The sequence below is a fragment of the Longimicrobium sp. genome (genome assembly GCF_035474595.1).
Lineage (GTDB): Bacteria > Gemmatimonadota > Gemmatimonadetes > Longimicrobiales > Longimicrobiaceae > Longimicrobium.
This window is the reverse complement of sequence record NZ_DATIND010000037.1, coordinates 65,962-86,975: the sequence shown is the minus strand read 5'-3', so window position 1 is coordinate 86,975 and position 21,014 is coordinate 65,962. Positions and strand designations below refer to the sequence as shown.

General features: G+C 71.0%; 16 protein-coding genes. 4 read left to right on the top strand and 12 right to left on the bottom strand.

What is annotated here, in order from left to right; translation table 11 throughout:
- Positions 1-91 precede the first annotated feature (91 nt).
- The 5 genes from VLK66_RS06270 to VLK66_RS06250 form a co-directional block, all read right to left on the bottom strand.
- A complete protein-coding gene (locus VLK66_RS06270; RefSeq protein ID WP_325308529.1) occupies positions 92-628 on the bottom strand; it encodes an HAD family hydrolase in 537 nt (178 codons plus the stop codon).
- Between the two features lie 419 nt (positions 629-1,047).
- Entirely contained in the window at positions 1,048-1,839 is a 792-nt protein-coding gene (locus tag VLK66_RS06265; protein ID WP_325308528.1) for an enoyl-ACP reductase, read from the bottom strand.
- A 54-nt stretch (positions 1,840-1,893) separates the two neighbouring features.
- Positions 1,894-3,192: an Ig-like domain-containing protein gene (locus VLK66_RS06260; protein WP_325308527.1), complete on the bottom strand. Its 1,299-nt coding sequence runs from the start codon at positions 3,190-3,192 to the stop codon at positions 1,894-1,896.
- Positions 3,189-5,903 (bottom strand): valine--tRNA ligase, encoded by a 2,715-nt coding sequence (locus tag VLK66_RS06255; protein WP_325308526.1) that lies wholly within the window; start codon positions 5,901-5,903, stop codon positions 3,189-3,191. The genes VLK66_RS06260 and VLK66_RS06255 overlap by 4 nt, the downstream gene beginning before the upstream one ends.
- Before the next feature lie 591 nt (positions 5,904-6,494).
- On the bottom strand, positions 6,495-7,253 hold the full coding sequence (locus VLK66_RS06250; RefSeq protein WP_325308525.1) for a creatininase family protein: 759 nt from the start codon (positions 7,251-7,253) through the stop codon (positions 6,495-6,497).
- Between VLK66_RS06250 and VLK66_RS06245 the strand changes: the two genes are divergently transcribed.
- Positions 7,252-11,364 (top strand): sensor histidine kinase, encoded by a 4,113-nt coding sequence (locus tag VLK66_RS06245; protein ID WP_325308524.1) that lies wholly within the window; start codon positions 7,252-7,254, stop codon positions 11,362-11,364. The two genes, VLK66_RS06250 and VLK66_RS06245, sit on opposite strands and share 2 nt — an antisense overlap.
- Positions 11,365-11,492: 128 nt before the next feature.
- Here the strand turns inward: VLK66_RS06245 and VLK66_RS06240 are convergent, their stop codons facing one another.
- The 3 genes from VLK66_RS06240 to VLK66_RS06230 all read right to left on the bottom strand — a co-directional run bounded on the left by VLK66_RS06240 (position 11,493) and on the right by VLK66_RS06230 (position 13,085).
- Positions 11,493-11,642 (bottom strand): hypothetical protein, encoded by a 150-nt coding sequence (locus tag VLK66_RS06240; RefSeq protein WP_325308523.1) that lies wholly within the window; start codon positions 11,640-11,642, stop codon positions 11,493-11,495.
- A gap of 15 nt (positions 11,643-11,657) precedes the next feature.
- Entirely contained in the window at positions 11,658-11,837 is a 180-nt protein-coding gene (locus tag VLK66_RS06235) for a hypothetical protein (protein ID WP_325308522.1), read from the bottom strand.
- A gap of 378 nt (positions 11,838-12,215) precedes the next feature.
- The gene (locus VLK66_RS06230; RefSeq protein WP_325308521.1) at positions 12,216-13,085 is read right to left on the bottom strand and encodes a DNA/RNA non-specific endonuclease; all 870 of its coding nucleotides are present in this window, start codon (positions 13,083-13,085) and stop codon (positions 12,216-12,218) included.
- Between the two features lie 326 nt (positions 13,086-13,411).
- Between VLK66_RS06230 and VLK66_RS06225 the strand changes: the two genes are divergently transcribed.
- The 3 genes from VLK66_RS06225 to VLK66_RS06215 all read left to right on the top strand — a co-directional run bounded on the left by VLK66_RS06225 (position 13,412) and on the right by VLK66_RS06215 (position 14,577).
- Positions 13,412-13,681: an XRE family transcriptional regulator gene (locus VLK66_RS06225; protein ID WP_325308520.1), complete on the top strand. Its 270-nt coding sequence runs from the start codon at positions 13,412-13,414 to the stop codon at positions 13,679-13,681.
- A gap of 204 nt (positions 13,682-13,885) precedes the next feature.
- Positions 13,886-14,281, top strand: coding sequence for a type II toxin-antitoxin system RelE/ParE family toxin (locus tag VLK66_RS06220; protein WP_325308519.1), 396 nt, complete (start codon positions 13,886-13,888; stop codon positions 14,279-14,281).
- A 2-nt stretch (positions 14,282-14,283) separates the two neighbouring features.
- A complete protein-coding gene (locus VLK66_RS06215; RefSeq protein WP_325308518.1) occupies positions 14,284-14,577 on the top strand; it encodes a helix-turn-helix transcriptional regulator in 294 nt (97 codons plus the stop codon).
- Positions 14,578-14,691: 114 nt separating this feature from the next.
- Here VLK66_RS06215 and VLK66_RS06210 read toward each other — a convergent pair whose 3' ends face one another.
- From VLK66_RS06210 to VLK66_RS06195, 4 genes are all read right to left on the bottom strand, one after another.
- Positions 14,692-15,642, bottom strand: a complete 951-nt coding sequence (locus tag VLK66_RS06210) for a lipase family protein (RefSeq protein WP_325308517.1) — start codon at positions 15,640-15,642, stop codon at positions 14,692-14,694.
- A gap of 256 nt (positions 15,643-15,898) precedes the next feature.
- Positions 15,899-16,954, bottom strand: coding sequence for a 2-oxoacid:ferredoxin oxidoreductase subunit beta (locus VLK66_RS06205; protein ID WP_325308516.1), 1,056 nt, complete (start codon positions 16,952-16,954; stop codon positions 15,899-15,901).
- Positions 16,951-18,822: a 2-oxoacid:acceptor oxidoreductase subunit alpha gene (locus VLK66_RS06200; protein WP_325308515.1), complete on the bottom strand. Its 1,872-nt coding sequence runs from the start codon at positions 18,820-18,822 to the stop codon at positions 16,951-16,953. The genes VLK66_RS06205 and VLK66_RS06200 overlap by 4 nt, the downstream gene beginning before the upstream one ends.
- Positions 18,804-20,597 carry an FAD-dependent oxidoreductase gene (locus VLK66_RS06195; protein ID WP_325308514.1) on the bottom strand — a complete coding sequence of 598 codons (1,794 nt, stop codon included), beginning with the start codon at positions 20,595-20,597 and terminating at the stop codon, positions 18,804-18,806. Before VLK66_RS06195 ends, VLK66_RS06200 begins: the two co-directional genes overlap by 19 nt.
- Between the last annotated feature and the right edge of the window lie 417 nt (positions 20,598-21,014).

Sequence of the window (21,014 nt, the reverse complement as noted above, 5' to 3'; positions counted from 1 at the left end):
TTTTGCCTCACGCGGAGACGCGGAGTCGCGGAGAACTCATCACGCGGTGAGTTCTCTGCGTCTCCGCGTCTCCGCGTGAGATCCAGCGATGTCAGAGACGCGGGATGATGTCGAGGAGCGACGGGAGGATGGGGATGCCCAGCCGCTCCGCCTCGTCGACCTCCGTCTGCGGGCTGCGGACGAGGAGGGCGGAGGCGCCCAACTCGCGCGCCGCGGCCACGTCGCGCACGCGGTCGCCGACGAGCCAGGAGCGCGCGAGGCCGATGCCGTGCTCGTCGGCGGCGCGGAGGTACATCCCCGCGCCGGGCTTGCGGAGGTGGTGGGGATCGGGATCGCCGGGGGCGAGCGGGCAGTGGTACTCGGCATCCAGCCGCGCGCCCTCCGCCGCGAGCAGCTCGACCAGGCGGCGGTGGACGGCGGCGTAGTCATCCTCCCCGAACATCCCCCGCCCGATGCCGGACTGGTTGGTGACGAGCACGACGAGCCATCCCGCCTCGTTCAGCCGCCGCACCGCCTCCGCCGCGCCGGGAAGGAGCGCGACGCCGGCGGGGTCCGCCAGGTAGTGGCGGTCCTCGATCAGCGTCCCGTCGCGGTCCACGAACACCGCGCGCCGAGCGGCATCGGCCATCGGCAAAACCCGATCAGGCGAAAGAGTCATAGGGGGATCTGGCAATCACCCGTGCATTACAAACGCACAGAGAGACGTCATCGTGAGGCCGGCCACACCGATGTTGCCCCGCACGAGCGGTTGCAGGCCGAAGGATCTATAAGCGAGGTCGCACGTCCGCTTCCTGATTGCACGATCGATCGCCCAACCCCCGGTCAGTGCGTCTCGTCGAGTCACGTGCTGCCGCGGCTAGGGATCCTTCGGCCTGCCGCCTGTTGTGCAGTCGTGAACGACCGTGTGGCCGGCCTCAGGATGACGTCGGGTGGGGGCAGTGTGGAAGCATCGACTCAACGTCGGGATCGGGTACGAGCGTGGCATCGGAAAGAGGGCGAGACAGCTTGATGTCTCGCCCTCTTTCCCTGTTCCCTGTCCCCTGTTCCCTATCCCGCCGTGATGTTGAACCCCGCGTCCACGTACATCGTCTCGCCGGTGATGCCGCTGGAGAGGTCCGAGGCCAGGAAGAGCGTCGCGCGGCCCACCTCCTCGGGCTCGATGGTGCGCTTCAGCGGCGCGCGCTCGCCGGTGATCTTCATCAGGTCGCGGAAGTGCGCCACGCCGCGCGCCGCCAGCGTGTTCACGGCGCCCGCGCTCACCGCGTTCACCCGCACCCCGCGCGGGCCCAGGTCCACGGCGAGATAGCGCACCGACGCCTCCAGCGCCGCCTTGGCCACGCCCATCACGTTGTACCCGGGCACCGCCTTCTGCGAGCCGTAGTAGCTCATGGTGACGATGCTGCCGCCACCCTCCATCATCGGCGCGAAGCGGCGCGACAGGGCGACCAGCGAGTAGGCGCTGATGTCCATGGCGGTGGCCCAGTCGGCGCGCTGCGTCTCGATGAACGCGTTGGCCATGGCCGTGGCGGGAGCGTACGCCACCGAGTGCAGCAGGAAGTCCAGCCGCCCGCCGAAGAGCTGCTCCACGCCTTCGTGGAGCCGGTCGATCTGGTCGTCCTGCGTGACGTCGAGGTCGAAGAGGGGCACCTCGCCCATCTCGGCGGTGGTCTTCACCACGCGGTCGCGCATCACCTCGCCCTGGTAGGTGAAGGCGAGCTGCATTCCCGCCGCGGCCAGCGGGCGGGCGCAGGCCCAGGCGATGGAGTTGCGGTTGGCCACGCCGACGATCAGGCCCTTCTTTCCGGCGAGGAGACCCGCCAGCGGTGCGCTTTCGGACATGGGAGGGGTTTCGGTCAAGGGAAGAGAACCGGTTCTCGGTTGATTTCGTTGTGTTCAGCGCCGCTCGCGCGGCGGCACGGCCACCGGCGCGGGCGACGTCTGCGGGCGCGGCGGCGCGGGCGGAGCCGGTGGCGGTGCGGCCGGGCGCGCCGCGGGAGTTCGCGCCGCGGCCGTGTCGCCCCGGGCACGCACGCTGTCGGCGGGCGTGGCGGGTGCGGCGGGCGGCGCGGGCGGCGCGGCGCGCGCGGTGCGGAGCTGCACCTCGCCGCCGCCGGCCAGGCCCACCAGGTTGCGGACGCCGGTCACCGTCACCGTGTACTGCGCATCGGGCGCCAGGGCGCTGGCCGTGCGCACGAACAGCGACTGCGACGGAACCGGCTCCGTGGGCCGGGGACGGGCGGGCGGCGTGGTGTCGCGGCGCGCGGCGGCGGCACGGCCGGTGTCGCGGCGGGCCGCGGCGCCGGTGTCGGCCGGGGCGCTGTCCGACGGGAAGGCGCCCACCCGCACCTCGCGCACGGCGACGGCGCCGTTCGGGCCGGTCACCGTCACCTGCGCGGGCGCCAGCGGCTGCGCGGGGTCCAGGAAGTCGTCGAAGCGGATCTCGATCACGTCTTCCGCGCCCGCCGCCGTGCCCGCCTTGGGCGCGGTGCTGTCCGGAGCCAGCAGCGCCAGGCGGCGCGACTTCGCCGTGTCGGCGCGGGTGACGCGGATGGTGGTGGTATCGCGCGCCTCGTAGGGCTGCAGCGCCTGGTCGTGGTTGGTGTCGTTGTAGGCGCGGACCTGGTAGTCGCCCTCGGGAAGGTACATCAGCGTCCACCGCCCGGCGCTGTCGGGCCGCGTCTCGTACAGCGTGGAGTCGGGCTGGTGGATCACCTCCACCCGCGCCCCGCGCGCCGCCTCCAGCGTGGTCCGCAGCACCACCTGCCCCGTGGCCACCGTGGGGATGATCTCCGGCCCGGTGGAAAAGACCAGCGTGGACGGCGTCCTGGTGGTGTTGCCGAAGAGGTCGGTGAGGCCGGGATGCACCGTCACCTGGTAGACGCGGTTGGGCTCCCAGCCGCGCCGCAGCTCCACGCTCACGTTGTGGCCGCTCTTGCCGACGGCCACGCTGCTGGTGCGCGGGCTCACCGTCACCAGCGTGTCCACGCCGCGCGCGGAGAGGCCCTCGTCGTACACGAAGACGACGGGGCCCAGGTACGAGCGCATGCGGGCGAAGGTGTCGGGGCGCGTGGTCTCCAGCACCGGCGGCTCGGTGTCGGCGACGCCGCCCGGGGGCGCCTCGATGTGCGCGCAGGCCCCGGCCGCGGCGATCGCCGCCGCGGCCGCCAGCTTCGCGGCCAGGGACCGCGTCACTGCACGCCCTCCAGCGCCGACAGCTTGCCGCGCAGCTTCTCCAGCTGCTCGCGGTAGCCCGCCAGCTTCTCGCGCTCGCGCTCCACCACCTCGGCCGGCGCCTTCGCCACGAACCCCTCGTTGGCCAGCTTCTTCTCCGTCCCCGCCGCGAACCCGTCGATACGCGCGGCCTCGTCGCGCAGGCGCTGGCGCTCGCGGTCCAGGTCGATCACCCCCTCCAGCGGGAGGAAGAGCTCCGTCCCCGAAGGCAGCACCGCGCTGGCGCCCACGCCGCCGTTCGCGGCGCCGAAGGCCAGGTCGTCCACGCGGGCCAGGTCCAGCAGCGCGCGGCGGCCGGCCTCCAGCGTCGCGCGCACCGCGTCGTTCGCGGGCACGGCGCGGAGCGGGACGCGCACGCCGGGCTGGATCCCGTACTCCTGCCGCATCCGCCGCACTTCGACGACGACCTCCTGCAGCTCGGCGAAGGCGGATTCGGCCGCGGCGTCGTCCCACGCCTCCACTGGCTCGGGCCAGCTCGCCACCATCAGCGACGGCGCCTCGACCACGGCGTGCGGCAGGCGCTGCCAGACGACCTCGGTGATGAAGGGCATGATGGGGTGCAGCAGCCGCATCGCCCGGTCCAGCACTTCGGCCAGCACGGCCTGCGCGGCGCGGCGGCTGGCGTCGCCCGCGTCGCCGTACAGGCGCGGCTTGGCCATCTCCAGGTACCAGTCGGCCAGGTCGCCCCAGAAGAAGTCGTAGGCGCGCTGCCCGGCGTCCTGGAAGCGGAAGCGCTCCATCGCCCCCGTCACCTCGCGCGTCGCGGTCGACAGGCGCGAGAGGATCCAGCGGTCGGCCAGCTCCAGCGAGTCCGCCACCTCGTCGACGGGGACGCGCTCGGCGTCGCCCAGCGTCATCAGCGCGAAGCGGCCGGCGTTCCACAGCTTGTTGGCGAAGTTGCGGCCGGGGCCGAAGGCCAGCTCCAGGTCCTGGTAGTTCAGGTACTGGTCCATCCCCGGCCCGGCACCGGTGATCACGGTGTAGCGCAGCGCGTCGGCGCCGAAGCGGTCCACCACCTCGATGGGGTCGATCCCGTTCCCCAGCGACTTCGACATCTTCCGGCCCAGGTGGTCGCGCACCATCCCGGTCAGGTACACGTCGCGGAACGGCACCTCGCCCATGAACTCGATCCCCGCCATGATCATGCGGGCGATCCAGAAGAAGAGGATGTCCTGCCCCGAGACCAGCGTCGAGTTCGGGTAGAAGCGCGCCAGGTCCGGCGTCCGTTCCGGCCAGCCGAGGGTGGAGAACGGCCAGAGCCACGAGCTGAACCAGGTGTCCAGCACGTCGTCGTCCTGCCGCACTGCGCCGCCGCACCGGGGGCACGCGTCGGGGTCCTCGCGGGCCACGATGGTCTCCGCGCAGCCGGGCGACTGGCAGTACCAGACGGGGATGCGGTGCCCCCACCAGAGCTGGCGCGAGATGCACCAGTCGCGGATCCCCGTCAGCCAGTTCTCGTACGTCTTGCCGAAGCGCTCGGGGTGGAAGCGCACCTTGCCGTCGCGCCACGCCTGCAGCGCGGGCCCGGCCAGCGGCGCCATGCGCACGAACCACTGGTCGCTGAGCCGCGGCTCCACCACGGTGTCGCAGCGGTAGCAGTGGGGCACGGCGTGGGTGTGCTCCTCCGTCTTCTCCAGCAACCCCAGCTCCGCGAACGCCGCGACCACGGCGCGGCGCGCCTCGAAGCGGTCCATCCCGCGGAAGGCCTCGGGCGCGGCGTCACTCATCTCCGCGTCGGGCGTCATCACGTCCAGCGCGGGCGCGCCCACGCGCTGGGCCACCTCGAAGTCGTTGGGGTCGTGCGCCGGGGTGATCTTCACCGCGCCCGAGCCGAACTCCGGGTCCACGTACTCGTCGGCCACGATGGGAATGCGGCGGCCGGTGAGCGGAAGGTCGATCTCCGCGCCCACCAGCCGGGCGTACCGCTCGTCCGTGGGATGCACGGCGACGCAGGTGTCGCCCAGCATCGTCTCCGGCCGCGTGGTGGCGACGACGATGTAGGCGCGCCCGTCGGGAAGGCGCGGCAGACCGTCCGCCGGAGCGTCGGCGGCGAGGGGATAGCGGAGATGCCAGAGCTTCCCCTGCGTCTCCTTCGGCTCGGCCTCCTCGTCGCTGAGCGCGGTGAGGCAGCGCGGGCACCAGTTGATGATGCGGTGGCCGCGGTAGACCAGGTCCTTCTCGTACAGGCGGACGAACACCTCGCGCACGGCGCGCGACAGCCCCTCGTCCAGCGTGAAGCGCGCGCGCGGCCAGTCCAGCGAGCTGCCGATGGCGCGCAGCTGGTCGTAGATGCGCCCGCCGGTCTCGTGCACGAAGTCCCACACGCGGCCCACGAACGCCTCGCGGCCCAGGTCGTCGCGGGTCTTCCCCTCCCTGGCGATCACCCGCTCCACCACGTTCTGCGTGGCGATGCCGGCGTGGTCGCTGCCGGGGATCCAGAGCGCCTCCATCCCCTGCATGCGGCGCCAGCGGACCAGCGCGTCCTGGATGGTGTTGTTCAGCCCGTGCCCCATGTGCAGGGGCGCCGTGACGTTGGGCGGGGGGATGGGGATGACGTACGCGGGGCGGCCGGACTGCTCGTCGGCATGGAAATACCCGGCCTCCTCCCACCGGCGGTAGAGGGAAGCTTCGTTCTCTTTCGGGTCGTAGGTGGACGGCAGCGCCTCGGCCACGTTCGCACAGCTCCGGTGAAAAACGGGGCCGCTTTCGGGCCCCGCGAAGTCGCAACAGATGGAAACGTGGAATGTTACCGGGGGGTAGGGGGATGGTCAAGCGACCGCGGGGCGCGGCGAGGTGAGCGGGGGATGAAACATCGGCCCCCGGCGGAGCGGGAAGCGGTGCGCGGAAAGAACCTGCGGCGTGGACCCGGCGCCGCGGCCCTCTCCCCCCGGCCCCTCCCCCAAAACTGCCTGGGGGAGGGGGAGACCTCATCGCGAGGAGAGCCTTTCGGCGCGAGTCGGAGAAATCCTGCTCGCCTGGCTGGCCCCCTCCCCCGGCCCCTCCGCCCGCTCCGCGGGGGAGGGGAGAACTCAGCGCGGAAGACGGCTTTGGAGCCGGCGGGGATGCTTCCTTGGGCCTCGCGCCACGAAGAAGTCCGACGAGTGCTCAACACCCTGCGCGCCCCGTCCGAAGTTACCCTCTCCCGTTATCGGGAGGGGGCGAGCGCTCTCAGGCGCGGGGGGAGGGCCCCGCGGCGGGCACGCCAGCCCGCATCACACCACCGCCGCGCGGCTCACCGATCACGCACTCCCGCACTTCCGCACTCATCTTTCATCCCCTTCCGGCACCGGCACCGGGGCGATGAACACCTTGTTGCGGATCTTCTGCAGGATATGTTCGTACATTCGTTTGCCCTTCTCGGCGGTGGCCCGCGTGGGCTCGCCCACCGTGCCCGGGCTCTCGTCGGGAAGCGCGCGGCCGGCGGGCGACATGCACCGCTTCAGCAGGGCCTCGTCGAGCACGAAGTCGCGCGCGCGGTCCATCCGCACCGCCGCCGGCCGCAGGTGCAGGAGCAGCGAGGTCAGCACCTCGCCGGCGTGCTGGGGCCCCTTCTCCCCGTCCAGGAATTGACCCAGGTCCACCGACAGCGCCGACACCACGCGCACCCGCGCGTTCTCCGCCCGCACCGTGGCCACCGCCTCCACGTGCGGGTCGTGCGTGCTGGCGGTGATGAAGATGAACTCGTGCACCCCCTGGCAGCTCCAGTCGCTCACCAGCTCGTTCAGCGCGCGGTGCAGCGTCTTCCCACTCACCCCCGCCGCGCCCGGATAGTCGCGCTCGGAGAGGACGTTCACGCCGTAGTGCAGCGTGGGCGCGCGCAGCACCCCGAACTCGCGCGACAGGTCGGCCGCCAGCGCCTCGGCGACGACGGTGGCCGCGCCCACGGGAAGGTGCGGCCCCTGCTGGTCGCACGCGCCCACGGGAATCAGCAGGCGGCGGTCAGTCGCGAGATGAGCCGCCACCTCGGTCCACGGCAGGTCGGCCAGGGCCCAGCTCCGCGGGGTGGGCGTGGGTGAGGTCATGAACGCTCCGGCTGCGGTTTCGCGGCGCCGCCCCGCCCCGCGCCCGGTGGCGGCGTGGATCGGCGGATGGATCGCGGTGGTGGCGCTGGCGGCGTGGATGCTCCGGCTCTCGCCCTTCCCCCTCGTGGTCGCCGCCCTGGGAACGGTGGCGTGGGGATTGTGGGCGCCGGGACGGACGCTGCGCGTGGCGGGGCTCGCCGCGCTGGCCGCCGGGGTCAGTATAGGGGGCGCGGTGCAGTTTCGCCTCCACCGCGTCTCCGCGCACTGGGACCTGGTGCGCTACACCGCCGAGGAGCGCGCCGGCGCCGAGCTGAGCCAGGGGCTGAACGAGATCTTCGACCGCGGCGCCGCGGCGGTGGACAGCGCCGCCGCGGTGGACAGCGCGGCATCGGGCGCCGGGCGCCGCGAGCCGCGCGCCACCGTGGGCTACTTCCGCCGCCTGGAGGAGCAGCGGCGCCGCGCCGGCGTCACCGCGCTGGCCGTCTACCGCCCCGACGGCGCGCCGCTGGCGTGGGCCGGCGAGCACCGCGGCAACCTTCCCGACTCGGTGAGCAGCGGGCTGCTGGAGTCGTCGTTCTCGGCCGGGCCGCTCTTCGGCTACCTGTACTTCACCCGGCGCCTGGCGGGCGACCGCGTGGCCGTCGCCGCCATCCTGCTGGAGTCGCACGTGGCGGTGGGCGAGGGGACGCGGCCGTTCGCCGAGGGGTTCGCGGAGCGCTTCGGCGTCACGCCGCGCTTCACCACGCCGGAGCGCGCGCAGGGGCGGCCGGTGTGGGACTGGTCCACCGGGAGCCACAAGATCCTGAGCGCGGTCTTCGCCACCATCACGCAGGAGCGCTGGCGCGCCCGCGTGGTCACCCGCGGCCGCGCGGCCGTGGGCGGGGCGCTGGCGATCGCCATCCTCCTTCTCGCCGTGGCCTGGTACCGCGCGCGGAGCGGCCCGTCGGGCATCCCCGTGGGCGTCATCACCCTCACCCTCCTCCTGGTCTCGGCGGGGGGGATCGCGGGCTCGGAAGGCATCTTCTCCCCCCTCTCCTTCGTCCTCCCGCTGCCGGGGGACGTGAACCTGGGGCAGCTGCTGATCCTACTCTGCGGCGGCGCGGTGTGGCTGCTGTCGCGGCGGCGGACGCCGAAGCTCATCGCCATCCTCCCCTTCGCCGTGCGCATCGCCGTGGCGGCGGGGACGCTGGTGCTGGCCGTGTGGCTGGTGCGCGAGTCCGCGTCGCCGGGCGTGCTGGCAGCGCGCGCGGCGGGGGGGCCGCCGCTCTTCATCGCCCTCTCCGTCCTCTGCGCGCTGCCGCTGCTGGCGCTGCTGGGGCGGCCGGAGCGCACACCGTCGCGGCGGACGCGGGCGGCGCTGGTGGCGCTGTCGATCGGCACGGCGGCGGCGCTGGCGGCGGCGCTCTGGCTCTGGTGGCAGCCGGGGCGGCAGGCGCCGGTGTGGTCGCCCGCGCTCTGGGCCATCCCCTTCGCCTTCGCGGCCGCGGGGATGACGCGCGCGCAGGTGGGGCGCGGCGCGCTCCTCCCGTGGATCGTGGTGGGGTGGATCGGCGCCTCGCTCTCGCTCTCGCAGCTGTGGACGCTGCACCAGAACGCGCGGCTGCAGGAGGCCGACCGCGAGCTGGCGCGGCTGGGGGTGAAGCCGGACCCGTTCCTGGACTTCCTCCTGCGCCAGTTCGCCGAGAAGGTGCTGTTCTACGCCGCCGAGGGGCGCGAGGGGGTGAGCCTCCTGTACCAGGCGTGGGTGGAGGGGGGATTGGCGAAGGAGGGGTACGAGGCGCGCGTCACCCTGTGGGACCGCGACGTGGCCGCCGCCGAGCTCCGGCTGTCGGACGCGGCGGAGATCCCGCCGGAGCGGGTGGACGAGGTGCTGCAGTCCGCGCGGGCCAGCGAGGAGCCCATCGTCCAGCGCTTCACCGACCTGGACCAGCTGCAGTACCTCCTCGTGGTCCCCCTCGCCGGGGGGCGGACGGTGACGGTGGCCGTCCCGCCGCGCCGGCACCTGGGGCGCGAAACGGCGCTGGCGCGCTTCCTGGACCCCGCGGGGCAGGCGGAGGGCGACGAGGGCGCGGCCACCCTCTCCCTCGTCCCCGCCGCGGAGGCGCACGCCGATGCGCCCGCGGGTACGATGCGCTGGGTTCCCGCGGAGGCCGGGTGGCGGAGCGAGGCGGTGGTGCAGTTCCCCGGCGGACCGATGCACGCGCACCTCACCGTCCCCACGCCGTCGCGGGGGATCCTGCTGGCGCGCGCGCTGATCGCCACGGTGCTGATCCTGGGGGTGATGACGGTGCTCTGGGCGCTGGCCCGCACCCTCTGCGGCGAGCCGCTGGGCCTCGCCAGCGGACAGTGGGGATGGTTCTCGACGTTCCGGGGACGGCTTACGCTGGCGCTCTTCATCTTCTTCCTGCTGCCGATGGCGGCGTTCGGCGAGACGGCGTACCGCGCGCTCAGCCGCGAGTTCGTGCGCACCGCGTCGGCGCTGGCCGACCGCGGGCTGGCGCAGGCGGCGGAAGAGGTGAACGGCGCCAGCATCGGCGAGCTGTCGCAGCACTTCGGGGCCGACTACCTGCTCTACCACCGCGGCGTGCTGGCCGAGGCGGCCACGCCCGAGGTGATCGACCTGGGGCTCTACCACGCCTGGCTCCCGCCCGCCATCTACCTGGACTTCACCGTCGGCGAGGCAGCCACCGAGCACGAGGAGCGGCGCCTGGCCGGCCGCGAGTACCTGGTGGCCTACCGGGGCGTGGGCGAGAACGACGTCCTCGCGTCCCCCGTCCCCCTGGCCACGGGGGAGATCGCGCGGCGGCAGCAGGAATTGTCGGACGTGATCCTCCTGGCCGTGCTCTTCGGCGCGGCGTTCTCCATCGTCCTCTCCCTCCTGGTCGGCCGCGCCCTCTCGCGCCCGATCGACGCGATGAGCTCGGCCTCGGCCGCGGTGGGCGAGGGCGATCTGCGCGTCCGTCTTCCCGGGCGGCGGCGGGACGAGTTCGGGGGACTGTACCGCTCGTTCAACCGCATGGTGCGCCGCCTCCGCCACGCGCAGTCGGCGCTGGTGCGCGAGACGCGGCGCACCGAGGCGATCGTGGCCGAGGCGGGGACGGGCGTCGTCGCGCTGGACGCGTCCGGCCGCGTTGCCCTCATCAACCCGCGCGCGGGGCAGATCCTGGGCGTGGAGCTGGCCGCGGGCGACCACATCCCCGAGGACCGGCCGCTCCCCGCCGCGGTGGCGGCCACGGTGCGCGCCTTCCTGGCCTCGGGCCCGCGCGAGCTGGCGGAAGAGCGCGAGGTGGACGGGCGGGTCGTGCGGCTTCGTCTGCGGAGATTGCCGGTGGAGGAGGGCGCGCGCGGCGCGGTGCTGGTGCTGGAGGACGTGACGGCGGAGATCCGCTCGGCGCGGGTGCTGGCGTGGGGCGAGATGGCGCGGCAGGTGGCGCACGAGATCAAGAACCCGCTCACCCCCATCAAGCTGGCGGTGCAGCACGTCCGCCGCGCGTGGGGCGACGGGCGCGACGACTTCGGCACCATCCTGGACCGCAACGTAGACGCGGTGCTGCGCGAGATCGACCGGCTGGGCGAGATCGCGCGCGCCTTCAGCCGCTTCGGCACCCCCAGCGAGAGCGCGGGCGAGCTGGAGACGGTGGACGTGCGGCGCGTGGCCGAGGACACCCTGGCCCTCTACCGCGGCGGCGACGACGGGATCGACTACGCGCTGGAGATGGACGGCGCCGCGCCCCGCGTGCTGGCGCGCGAGGGCGAGCTGCGCGAGGTGCTGGTGAACCTGCTGGAGAACGCCCGCGCCGCGCTGGACGGGCACGGCACGGTGCGCATCGCCGCGGCGCCGGAGGGCGGCGGCGCGTGGGTGCGGCTGGACGTGAGCGACACCGGCGAGGGCATCCCCGCCGACCAGCTGCCCCGCATCTTCGAGCCGCGCTTCTCCACGCGCACCAGCGGCACCGGGCTGGGACTGGCCATCGTGCGCCGCATGGTGGAGTCGTGGGGTGCCGAGATCACCGTCGACTCCACCGCCGGCGCGGGGACAACCGTGCACCTGCGGCTGCGGACGGCGAACGGCACGGCGCCGCCGGTCCCGCCTCCCACGCTCACGCCCTGACGGCCCTCGCCGCGCCGGCGCGTCCGGGCGGGATGGTGCCGATGACGAGCGAGGCCGGTCCCGGCGCACCGGGACCGGCCTCGCGTCCATGCGGACGGGGCGGCGTCAGCAGTCGAATCGCTTCGCCGTCAGCAGATGCAGCTGTCCTGCGGGCAGTTGGTGCAGGTGTCGTACAGCGTGCACCAGCGCGAGATGGACGCCGCCTCCGCGGTCAGCCGCGGCCCGGTCGCGAACGTCTCCACCGCGATGGAATCGAGGTCCAGCGTGTGCTTCTTCATCTTTCCTCCTCCGGGTCAGAGACAGACGCGCGGCGCGCAGGAATAGGTCGGGCAGCCGTCGCAGGTGTCCAGGCAGTCGCTGCGGCGCGGGTCGGTGATCTGCCAGCCGCGCACGGTGCCGCCTTCGCGCTCCGCCAGCGCGGTCTCGAACGTCTCCACCTCCAGGTTCTCCACGTTCAGCTGGATCTTCTTCATCGGTCCCTGCCTGTGGTGAGAGTGCGTGCCGCCCCGGCGAGCGCGAGGGCGTGTAAGTGGCGTACCGGGAGTCTAACCGCAATCCTCCGAATCATCAACGGGATCGATAAACGGCTGGATCTATGTGCAAACATGCGACGAGAGCGGGCGCCGGATCGACCCGGCGCCCGCTCTCTCCATCACCCTTCGATCTACCGATGCGATCATACCAGATCCGGCGGAAGGATCAGTGCGCCTCGCCGAATTCACGTGCTGCGGCGACGATAGATCCTTCGGCCTGCAACCTTTCGTGTAGACACTGGTTACGGTGTGGCCGGCCTCAGGATGACGTCGGGATGAAGCGGCGAGGAGGCCCGGACTGAATTCCCGGCTCCGGTATCAGTAGGTGCGCGCTTCCCAGTAGCTCTCGATGGAGTCGGGGAGCTTGGCCAGGAAGTTGTAGCCGGTGGTGCTCTCCAGCGCGTCGACCGTGGTCTTGTAGTTCGTCCACGGCGCCGCGGAGATGCCGGTGACGTTGGGCATCTTCACCGCCAGCACCTGGATGCTGCTCGTGGAGGTGACGTTGGCCAAGCCCTGACCATAGGGCATGATGACGGCGATCTTGAAGTTGTAGGTGGGGATCTGGACCTTCCCCAGCCCGCTGAGCGTGCCGCTGCTGCCGATGGGGCCGGAGATCACGTAGATCTCCTTGTTCCCGGTCTGCGCCAGGTCCTGCAGGTAGTACTCCAGGCTCAGCCACGGCCCGGCGTTCAGGTCGTGCGTCTGCGGCACGATGTTGGTCATCAGGAACGTGCTCTTGTTGTCGGTGGCGTCCCAGGTGCGCTCCTCGCTGCGCACCTGGTGCCCGCGGTCGAACCCGCTGTTGGTGTAGTCGCCGGTGACCACGTGGTAGCAGGTGGACGGCAGCGAGGCGTCGCTGCTGAAGCTGGTGGAGCGCGGCGCGTCGCCGAAGTGCGTCTTGTTCAGGTCCCAGCTCACCCAGTTCGGCCGCCCCTTCGCGCAGTTGTAGGAGACGTAGTACTGCCGCTTGGAGAGGAGGAGGTCGTCGCTCGCGTTCGCGTCCGCCGGGACGCCGAATTCCACGTGGCTGCGGTAGATGGCGGATGGATACGTGTACATCCGCGGCGCGTCCGGCGCGGCCGCGGGGGCGGTGGGGGAGGGTGCGTCGACCGAGCAGGCGGCCAGGACGAGGGTGGCGATCGCGGCCGCAAAGGTACGGGCACGCGACGGGGCGAGGCGCACGAGCATGGCGTCTCCGTTCGGGAATTGTGGGGAGAGGGGTGATGCGGGACCCGGAGAAACTAGTGCTCTCCGCGACCGCAAGCGAGCGCCGCGTGTAACACCGCCGCCTCGATCGCGGATCGTGTGGGTCGCGGCGCCGCATGCGTGATCGCGCCTTCGTCGACCGGAGCCGGACCCCCTCGCGCTAAATCGATTGTCGATACAGATTTGGTGGAACCGGCGTCCCCGCCGGGCGGCGGGCCTTCGATCCGCCGGAACCGCCTGCCTCGCGGCCCCGCATCCCTCCCGCGGGCCGCGAATCCATCATGCGTCAGTTGCAACGGAGCTCGGGAATGGGCCAGGCTACGACCGCACCGGCCGGCTTGCGAGGCGTTTCGGACCTCCTCTTCTCCACGGTGCTCGCCCCCACGCCCCAGCACCGCCGCGCGCTGATGGCGGCGCTCATCCGCGTGCTGGATTGCCGCCGCCTGGGCATCCCGCGCGCCGCCGCGCTCCTCGCCCTCCCCGAGCCCCGCGTCCGCGCCCTCATGCGCGCCGACGTAGACGCCTTCACCACCGAGGAGCTGGTGCGCCTCCTCGACGCGGTAGGCATCAGCGTGTGAGATCGGCAAGGCCGAATGGCTGATGACGCAGTCACGAGGTAACTCGTTTGCTACGTTGACATCCGACTGCACGCCCATTACGTTTTGCCGCGACAATAGCCCCCACGCCTCTGGTCCGAACGCAGGTTCGAGCAACGCGCACCCTGGGGGCTTTTTCGTATCCATATGTGTACACTCAGTTTATTTAACCTTCCCGTGGATCCAATGTATCGGGATTCTCAGCCTCAGCCTGTTCCGGCCAAGCCCCTTCGCTGGGTTGGTGCTGCCTACCGCGAGCTTGTCGGCTTCACCGATGAGGCGCGTCGCGCTGCGGGTTACAACCTGAAGCTTGTCCAGCAAGGCGTCATGCCCGAAGATTGGAAGCCGATGGAAGCAGTAGGGCTCGGAACGTACGAGTTGCGGATCGCGACGGGAGCGAGCGGATCCGTGCAGCACCGGGTGCTCTACGTGGCCAAATTCGAAGAGGCGGTGTATGTGCTGCATGCATTCGAGAAGAAAGCCCGGACCACGCCACAGCACGACCTGGAGATTGGCCGCGCGCGATATGCGGAGATGCTCCGCATCCGACGTGAGCGGAGCCGGTCGTCGGAAGGGAGATAGCGATGCCTATCGAACATGAAACGCCCGCGGACGGCAACATCTTCGCAGACCTCGGCTTTCCCGAGGCGGAAGCGGAACGCCTGAACGCGCGCTCGAATCTGATGATCGAGATTCACCGCGCGATCCAGCAGCGCGGGCTCTCCAGGAAAGAGGCCGCGAAGCTCTTCGGTGTTTCCCCGCAGCGGATCACCGCGTTGATGCGAGGGCACATCGATTCGTTCACGGACGACGATCTGATCGGGATGCTGGCGCACGCAGGCATGGGCGTCGACGCAAAGGGCCGGGCCGCAGCCTGAGCCTGTTCCGTTCAAAAAGAAGGCGCGGAGACGAGCATCGTCCCCGCGCCTTCTTTCGTGCGGACCTCGCGGCCTTGCACCCCGCCGGTCATGTCACTCGTGGTGCACGCCGGACTACCGCACAAGAAGCCCCGCGAACCCCAGATCGCGCGCAAGCCACGGGAGCGGCAGGTTGAACGGCAGCTTCGGCGCATCCAGCAGGGACAGGTAGGTGTTGGGATCGTGCTGGTACAGCGCCTCCACCTCGAAGATCTTGCGGCGCAGGAACGGCAGGAACCTGCTCAGGATGCCCGCTGCCCGCCTGACGGACGAGGGCGCGGCCGGAAGGGCGGTGCCCGGCCCCGGCTGCGTGTATCCGAGTTGTGCCGCCTTCGGCGCCGCCACCCTCGCCCACAGGGAGAGCGCCGGCGAGCAGCGCGGGCCCGGTGCGTCGTACATCTGCGGCAGCCGGGCGATGTCGTGCCAGGCCATCGGCACCAGGTCGCGCGAATTGTAGTAGCGCCGGGCCGTCGGAAGGGTGTCCTGCACCAGGCGCGCGAACGCCGCGTTCCCGGCGCTGGGTGCGGCGAAGGTCATCAGCTCGACGCGGACGCCGCGCGGGGCGTAGCGCTCCGCCAGCTTGAGCGCCAGGACGGACGCAAGGCAGCCGCCCAGACTGTGGCCCGTCACCCACAGCTCGGCACCTTCCGTGAGACTCGCGTCCAGGTGCTCCAGCAGCGTGACTCCATGCGCGTCGAGCGCCAGCAGCTTTCCCAGGCCGCGTGACGTCCCGCGGGCGATGCGCGCGTCCTTCACGCTCTGGTGCGCCCACGGAGCGGCGATGCCTACATCCACATCATCCAGCACATCGTGCAGGAAGCCCTTCGTGAGGCTGGGATTCGTGCCTCGGATCGCCACGACGAAGCGCTTCGCCCGGGCGTTCGCGGCAACGAACGCGAAGTATCCATCCTCCTCGCGCCCCGGCACCCACGTCGCGGTCCACTCGCCACGCGTGGCGAGCTTGGCGTCGCGAAGGTAATCGGGAAGCTTCTCGGGAAAGCCGTACGCCAGCCCCGCCAGCGTCATCGCCGCCTTCGCGGTATCCGTGATCGGTCCTGATCCGGCGGCAACATCGCTCATTGTGGCCTCGCGGTGGGAAGAGGTCCGGTCCGACTATTTATTCTGCATTCGGGATTTGTCGTGCGATCAGGGGCGCACGTGCGACCTCGCCTACAGATCCTTCGGCCTGCAACCGCTCGTGCAGGGCACCGGTGGTGTGGCCGGCCTCAGGATGACGTCTCTCTGTGCGTTTGTAATGCCCGGTGATTGCCAGATCCGGTATTTATTCCAGCTCCCGCATCAATTCCTCCAGCGCCGCGCTTCCCGGGCAGAGCGTCTCGAACGGGAGGTCGTACAGCGGCGCGGCGATGGTGTGGTTGAGGGCGTGCATGTCGGCGGCGTCCTCCTCGAGGTACAGGAGGCCGGTGGCGACTTCGCCCTGCTCGTGCACGCGCTTGACCGTGGCGTACGCGGCGTCGCGGTCGGTGGGGTCGTAATCCTCCGCCAGCTTGCGGAAGCGCACCAGGCTGCCGTCGTGCATGGGAACGGTGAGCGCCTCGCCGGGGGCGTAGCTGGCGCGGATCTCGTGGGTGATGGGGACGAAGTCGACGGGGGCGACCTCGTGCTGGCGCTCGCGGGTCGACGCGTAGCTCTTCGTCGACCCCTCGTGGTCGTTGAAGGTGACGCAGGGGGAGATGACGTCCACCAGCGCGAACCCCTCGTGGCGCATGGCCGCCTTCAGGATGGGAACGAGCTGCGCCTTGTCGCCGCTGAAGGAGCGGGCCACGAAGGTGGCGCCCAGCGTCAGCGCCAGCAGCACGGGGTCGATCGGCTTCTGCCGGTTCTGCTCGCCGCGCTTGGCCTTCGATCCCACGTCGGCCGAGGCGGAGAACTGGCCTTTCGTCAACCCGTAGACGCCGTTGTTCTCCAGCACGTACAGCATCCGCACGTTGCGGCGGATGGCGTGGCAGAGCTGGCCCAGGCCGATGGAGAGCGAATCTCCGTCTCCCGAAACTCCGATGATGGCCAGCTCGCGGTTGGCGGCCGACACGCCGGTGGCCACCGCCGGCATCCGCCCGTGCACGGAGTTGAAGCCGTGCGCCTGGCGCAGGAAGTACGCGGTGGTCTTGGACGAGCAGCCGATGCCGCTGAGCTTGGCCACGCGGTGCGGCACCACGTCCAGTTCGTGGCAGGCCTGCACGATGGCCGCGGTCACGCTGTCGTGGCCGCACCCCGCGCAGAGGGTGCTCATGGCCCCCTCGTAGTCGCGGCGGGTGAGGCCGAGCGCGTTGGGGTGCAGCGCGGGGTGGCGGACGGGCGGCTTGGCGATGGAGGTCATGCGGGCACCTCCGCGAGCTGGGCCGTGACCCCGTCCATCACCGCGCGGGCGCTCAGCGGCACCCCGCCGTAGTCGCGGATGGAGATCAGCCGGTCGCCGGCGATCCCCGTCTCCAGCTGCAGGAGCGAGCGGAGCTGGCCGTCGCGGTTCTGCTCCACCACGAAGACGCGGTCGTGCGCGCGCAGGAATTCGCCGACGGCCACGTCGAACGGGAAGCCGCGGATGCGCATGTAGTCCAGCGGGATCCCGTCGATCGCCAGCCGCGCGGCGGCCTCGAGCACCGCGCCGTTGCAGCCGCCCAGCGCCACGATCGCCATCTCCGCCCCCTCGCGCTCGCGGATCTCGGGCGGGGGGACGGCGCGCGCCGCCGTCTCCAGCTTCACCTTCAGCCGGTCTACGATCTCGCGGTAGGCGTCCGCGTCTTCCGTGTACGCGGCGTGGCTGTCGTGCCCCGAGCCGCGGGTGAAGTACGCGCCCTTCGGGTCCACGCCGGGGAGCGAGCGCGCGGCGACGCCGTCTCCATCCACGTCCAGGTAGCGGCTGAAGCGCTGCATCGCCTGCAATTGCCCGGCGGTGAGGACCTCGCCGCGGTCGGGGCGCCAGGCGTCGTTCCACTCCAGCCGCGGGATCATCCAGTCGTTCATCCCGATGTCCAGGTCGCTGACCACGAACACGGGCGTCTGGAAGCGCTCGGCCAGGTCGAACGCCTGCACGGCGAAGCGGAAGCACTCCGCCGGATCGGCCGGGAAGAGCGCGACGTGCTTGGTATCTCCATGGCTGGCGTAGGCGATGGAGAGGAGGTCGCCCTGCTGCGTGCGCGTCGGCATGCCCGTGGACGGGCCGGTGCGCTGCACGTCGAAGAAGACGGCGGGGATCTCGGTGTAGTAGGCCAGGCCGATGAACTCGCCCATCAGGCTGATCCCCGGCCCCGCGGTGGGCGTGAACGCGCGCGCGCCCGCCCACCCCGCGCCGATGACCACGCCCGCCGCGGCGAGCTCGTCCTCCGCCTGCACGATGCAGTAGCGCCGCTCCCCCGTCCCGGCGTCGACGCGGTAGCGCGCGCAGAAGCGGCCGAACGCGTCCATCAGCGAGGTGGCGGGGGTGATGGGATACCAGGCGCCCACCGTGGCCCCCGCGTAGACGCAGCCGAGCGCGGCGGCGGTGTTGCCGTCCATCAGCACGTGGCCACGGGTGGCGTCCATCCGCTCCAGGCGGATCGGAAGCGGGCAGGCGAAGTTCGCCTTCGCGTAGTCGTAGCCCAGGTGGAGCGCGAGGAAGTTAGAGTCGATCGACTTGGGCTTCTTCGCGAACTCGGCGCGGATCGCGTCCTTGACGACGTCCAGATCGAGGTCGATGAGCGCGGCGAGCGCGCCGGCGTAGGCGATGTTCTTCATCAGCGTGCGCTCGCGGCCGCCGCTGAACGCCTCCACGCACATGCGGCCCAGCGGGATGCCGATGAAGGTGACGTCGTCGCGCAGGAGCGAGGCGTCCAGCGGCCATGACGAGTCGTGCAGGAGCCAGCCGCCGCTCCTGACCTCGGCGATGTCGCGCTCGTGCGTGGCGGGGTTCATCGCCACGATCAGGTCGAAGTCCGGCGTGCGCGCGGTCCAGCCGTCGCGGCTCACCCGGATCTCGTACCAGGTCGGCAGCCCCTGGATGTTGCTGGGGAAGACGTTCTTGCCGGTGACCGGGATCCCCATGCGGAAGATGGACTGCAGCAGGAGCGAGTTCGCGCTGGCCGAGCCGGTGCCGTTCACCGTGCCCACCTTGAAGGCGAAGTCGTTCACCCGGTCGCCGTCCCCATCCCCGTTCCTGCCGTTGGCGGAAGCGGGGTCGGGGAAGAGGCGGGCTACGCGTGCGCCGCGCATGCGGACCTCCCGGCGTAGGGGATCTGGAGCTCGAAGGTGCGCATGTCCCACGCGGCGGTCGGGCAGCGCTCGGCGCAGAGGCCGCAGTGCAGGCAGATGTCCTCGTCCTTCACCATCACCCGCGCGGTCTGCGGGAGCGCGCCGGAGACGTAGATCTCCTGCGCGGGGTTCACGGCCGGCGCGGAGAGCCGCGTCCGCAGCTCGTCCTCGGTCTCCGCGTCGTAGGTGATGGTGAGGCAGCTCACCGGGCAGACGTCGATGCACGCGTCGCACTCGATGCAGAGCGGCGTGGTGAAGTGCGTCTGCACGTCGCAGTTCAGGCAGCGCTCCACCTCCTTCATCGCCTGCTCGGCGGTGAAGCCCACCTCCACCTCGGTCGCGATGGACGCGAAGCGCGTCTCCAGCCCCACGTGCACCATCTTCGTGCGCTGCGCCTGCGAATAGTCGTTGCTGTAGCTCCAGGCGTGCATCCCCAGCTTGGCGGAGACCAGGTTCATCCCGTACTCCGGGCGCTCGGTGAGGGCCGCGCCTTCGCAGTGGTTGTGGATGGAGATGGCGGCCTGGTGCCCGTGCTCCACCGCCCAGATGATGTTCTCGGGGCCCCAAGCCGCGTCGCCGCCGAAGAACACGCCTTCGCGCGAGCTCTGGAAGGTGACGCGGTCCACCACCGGCATCTCCCACTCGTTGAACGAGATGCCGATGTCGCGCTCGATCCACGGGAAGGCGTTCTCCTGCCCGATGGCCAGAATGACGGCGTCGCAGGGGATGACGACCGTCTCCGTGACCTCGCTCTTCTGCCGCCCGCCCTCCTCGTACCAGCGGACGCGGTCGAACTCCATTCCCACGAGCGTTCCATCCTCGACGACGAAGCGCTTCGGGGCGTGGTTCTCGATGATCTCCACCCCCTCCTCCTCCGCGTCCTCCAGCTCCCAGGGGCTGGCCTTGAAGTGCTGCCGCCCGCGCCGCGCCATCACCTTCACGTCGGTCGCACCGAGCCGCTTGGACGAGCGGCAGCAGTCCATCGCCGTGTTCCCCACGCCGATGATGAGGACGCGCTCCTGGATCTCCGTCACGTGCCCGAAGTGCACCGACTCCAGCCACTCGATGCCGATGTGCACGCGGTCCGGCACGTCCCAGCGGCCGGGAATGTCCAGCTCCTTCCCCTTCGGCGCGCCGCTGCCCACGAACACCGCGTCCCATCCGCCGCCCAGCAGCTCCCGCATGCTCTCCACGGGAGACGAGTAGCGGATCTCGACGTTGCCGATGCCGGTGATCATCTCGATCTCCTCGTCGAGCACCGCGGCGGGGAGGCGGAAGGCGGGGATGTTGGTGCGCATCAGGCCGCCGGGGCGGTCCAGCTTCTCGAACACCACGCATTCGTAGCCCAGTGGCGCCAGATCGTTGCACACGGTGAGCGATGCCGGCCCGGCGCCCACCAGCGCGACGCGGCGGCCGTTGGAGACGGGCGGGGCCTTGGGGAGATATTCGGAGACGTCGCCGCGGTTGTCGGACGCCACGCGCTTCAGGCGGCAGATGGCGACGGGCTTGCCGTCCACGCGGGTGCGGCGGCAGGCGGGCTCGCAGGGCCGGTCGCAGGTGCGCCCCAGGATGCCGGGGAAGACGTTGGACTCGCGGTTCAGCAGGTACGCCTCGGTGTGGCGCCCCTGCGCGATCAGGCGGATGTACTCGGGAACGTTGGTATGCGCGGGGCACGCATACTGGCAGTCCACGACCTTGTGGTAGTACCTGGGATTTCCGACGTCGGTGGGGTCCATGCGGCACCCTGCGCTGGAGGAGCGATGACGTCCGTCTGGGGGACCGCCCGCGGGCGCGCGGCTGGCCTTGGGGAATGGCCGGAGGAGGTGCGAGGAGCGGTCTCCCTAGCTTAGCGGCAAACGTTCACCGGTTCAAGGGAGATGACACGGGGGCGAACGGCGGGGAATCCTACCGGATCCGCATAGGAGACTTGTTTCACGCGGAGAAGCAGAGAAACAGAGAAATCCCCTCTCTGCTCCTCTGCTTCTCTAAGCGACCCCATCTCTATTCCCTGATCCTGAATCCGCCTCGATCGATCGCGTATCATCCGAATTCGGAGATCGATCGTGCAATCCGGAAACGCACGTGCAACCTCGCCTATGGATCCTTCGGCCTGCAACCGCTCGCGCGGGGGCAACGACGGTGTGGCCGGCCTC

What these genes read in the sequence shown, in the direction of transcription:
- VLK66_RS06225 (WP_325308520.1), top strand. Translation starts at nt 13,412, where the DNA reads ATGGGCCAGGCTACGACCGCACCGGCCGGCTTGCGAGGCGTTTCGGAC.
- VLK66_RS06205 (WP_325308516.1), bottom strand. Translation starts at nt 16,954, where the DNA reads ATGACCTCCATCGCCAAGCCGCCCGTCCGCCACCCCGCGCTGCACCCC.
- VLK66_RS06195 (WP_325308514.1), bottom strand. Translation starts at nt 20,597, where the DNA reads ATGGACCCCACCGACGTCGGAAATCCCAGGTACTACCACAAGGTCGTG.
- VLK66_RS06250 (WP_325308525.1), bottom strand. Translation starts at nt 7,253, where the DNA reads ATGACCTCACCCACGCCCACCCCGCGGAGCTGGGCCCTGGCCGACCTG.
- VLK66_RS06220 (WP_325308519.1), top strand. Translation starts at nt 13,886, where the DNA reads ATGTATCGGGATTCTCAGCCTCAGCCTGTTCCGGCCAAGCCCCTTCGC.
- VLK66_RS06210 (WP_325308517.1), bottom strand. Translation starts at nt 15,642, where the DNA reads ATGACGCTGGCGGGGCTGGCGTACGGCTTTCCCGAGAAGCTTCCCGAT.
- VLK66_RS06215 (WP_325308518.1), top strand. Translation starts at nt 14,284, where the DNA reads ATGCCTATCGAACATGAAACGCCCGCGGACGGCAACATCTTCGCAGAC.
- VLK66_RS06245 (WP_325308524.1), top strand. Translation starts at nt 7,252, where the DNA reads ATGAACGCTCCGGCTGCGGTTTCGCGGCGCCGCCCCGCCCCGCGCCCG.
- VLK66_RS06240 (WP_325308523.1), bottom strand. Translation starts at nt 11,642, where the DNA reads ATGAAGAAGCACACGCTGGACCTCGATTCCATCGCGGTGGAGACGTTC.
- VLK66_RS06230 (WP_325308521.1), bottom strand. Translation starts at nt 13,085, where the DNA reads ATGCTCGTGCGCCTCGCCCCGTCGCGTGCCCGTACCTTTGCGGCCGCG.
- VLK66_RS06265 (WP_325308528.1), bottom strand. Translation starts at nt 1,839, where the DNA reads ATGTCCGAAAGCGCACCGCTGGCGGGTCTCCTCGCCGGAAAGAAGGGC.
- VLK66_RS06270 (WP_325308529.1), bottom strand. Translation starts at nt 628, where the DNA reads ATGGCCGATGCCGCTCGGCGCGCGGTGTTCGTGGACCGCGACGGGACG.
- VLK66_RS06200 (WP_325308515.1), bottom strand. Translation starts at nt 18,822, where the DNA reads ATGCGCGGCGCACGCGTAGCCCGCCTCTTCCCCGACCCCGCTTCCGCC.
- VLK66_RS06235 (WP_325308522.1), bottom strand. Translation starts at nt 11,837, where the DNA reads ATGAAGAAGATCCAGCTGAACGTGGAGAACCTGGAGGTGGAGACGTTC.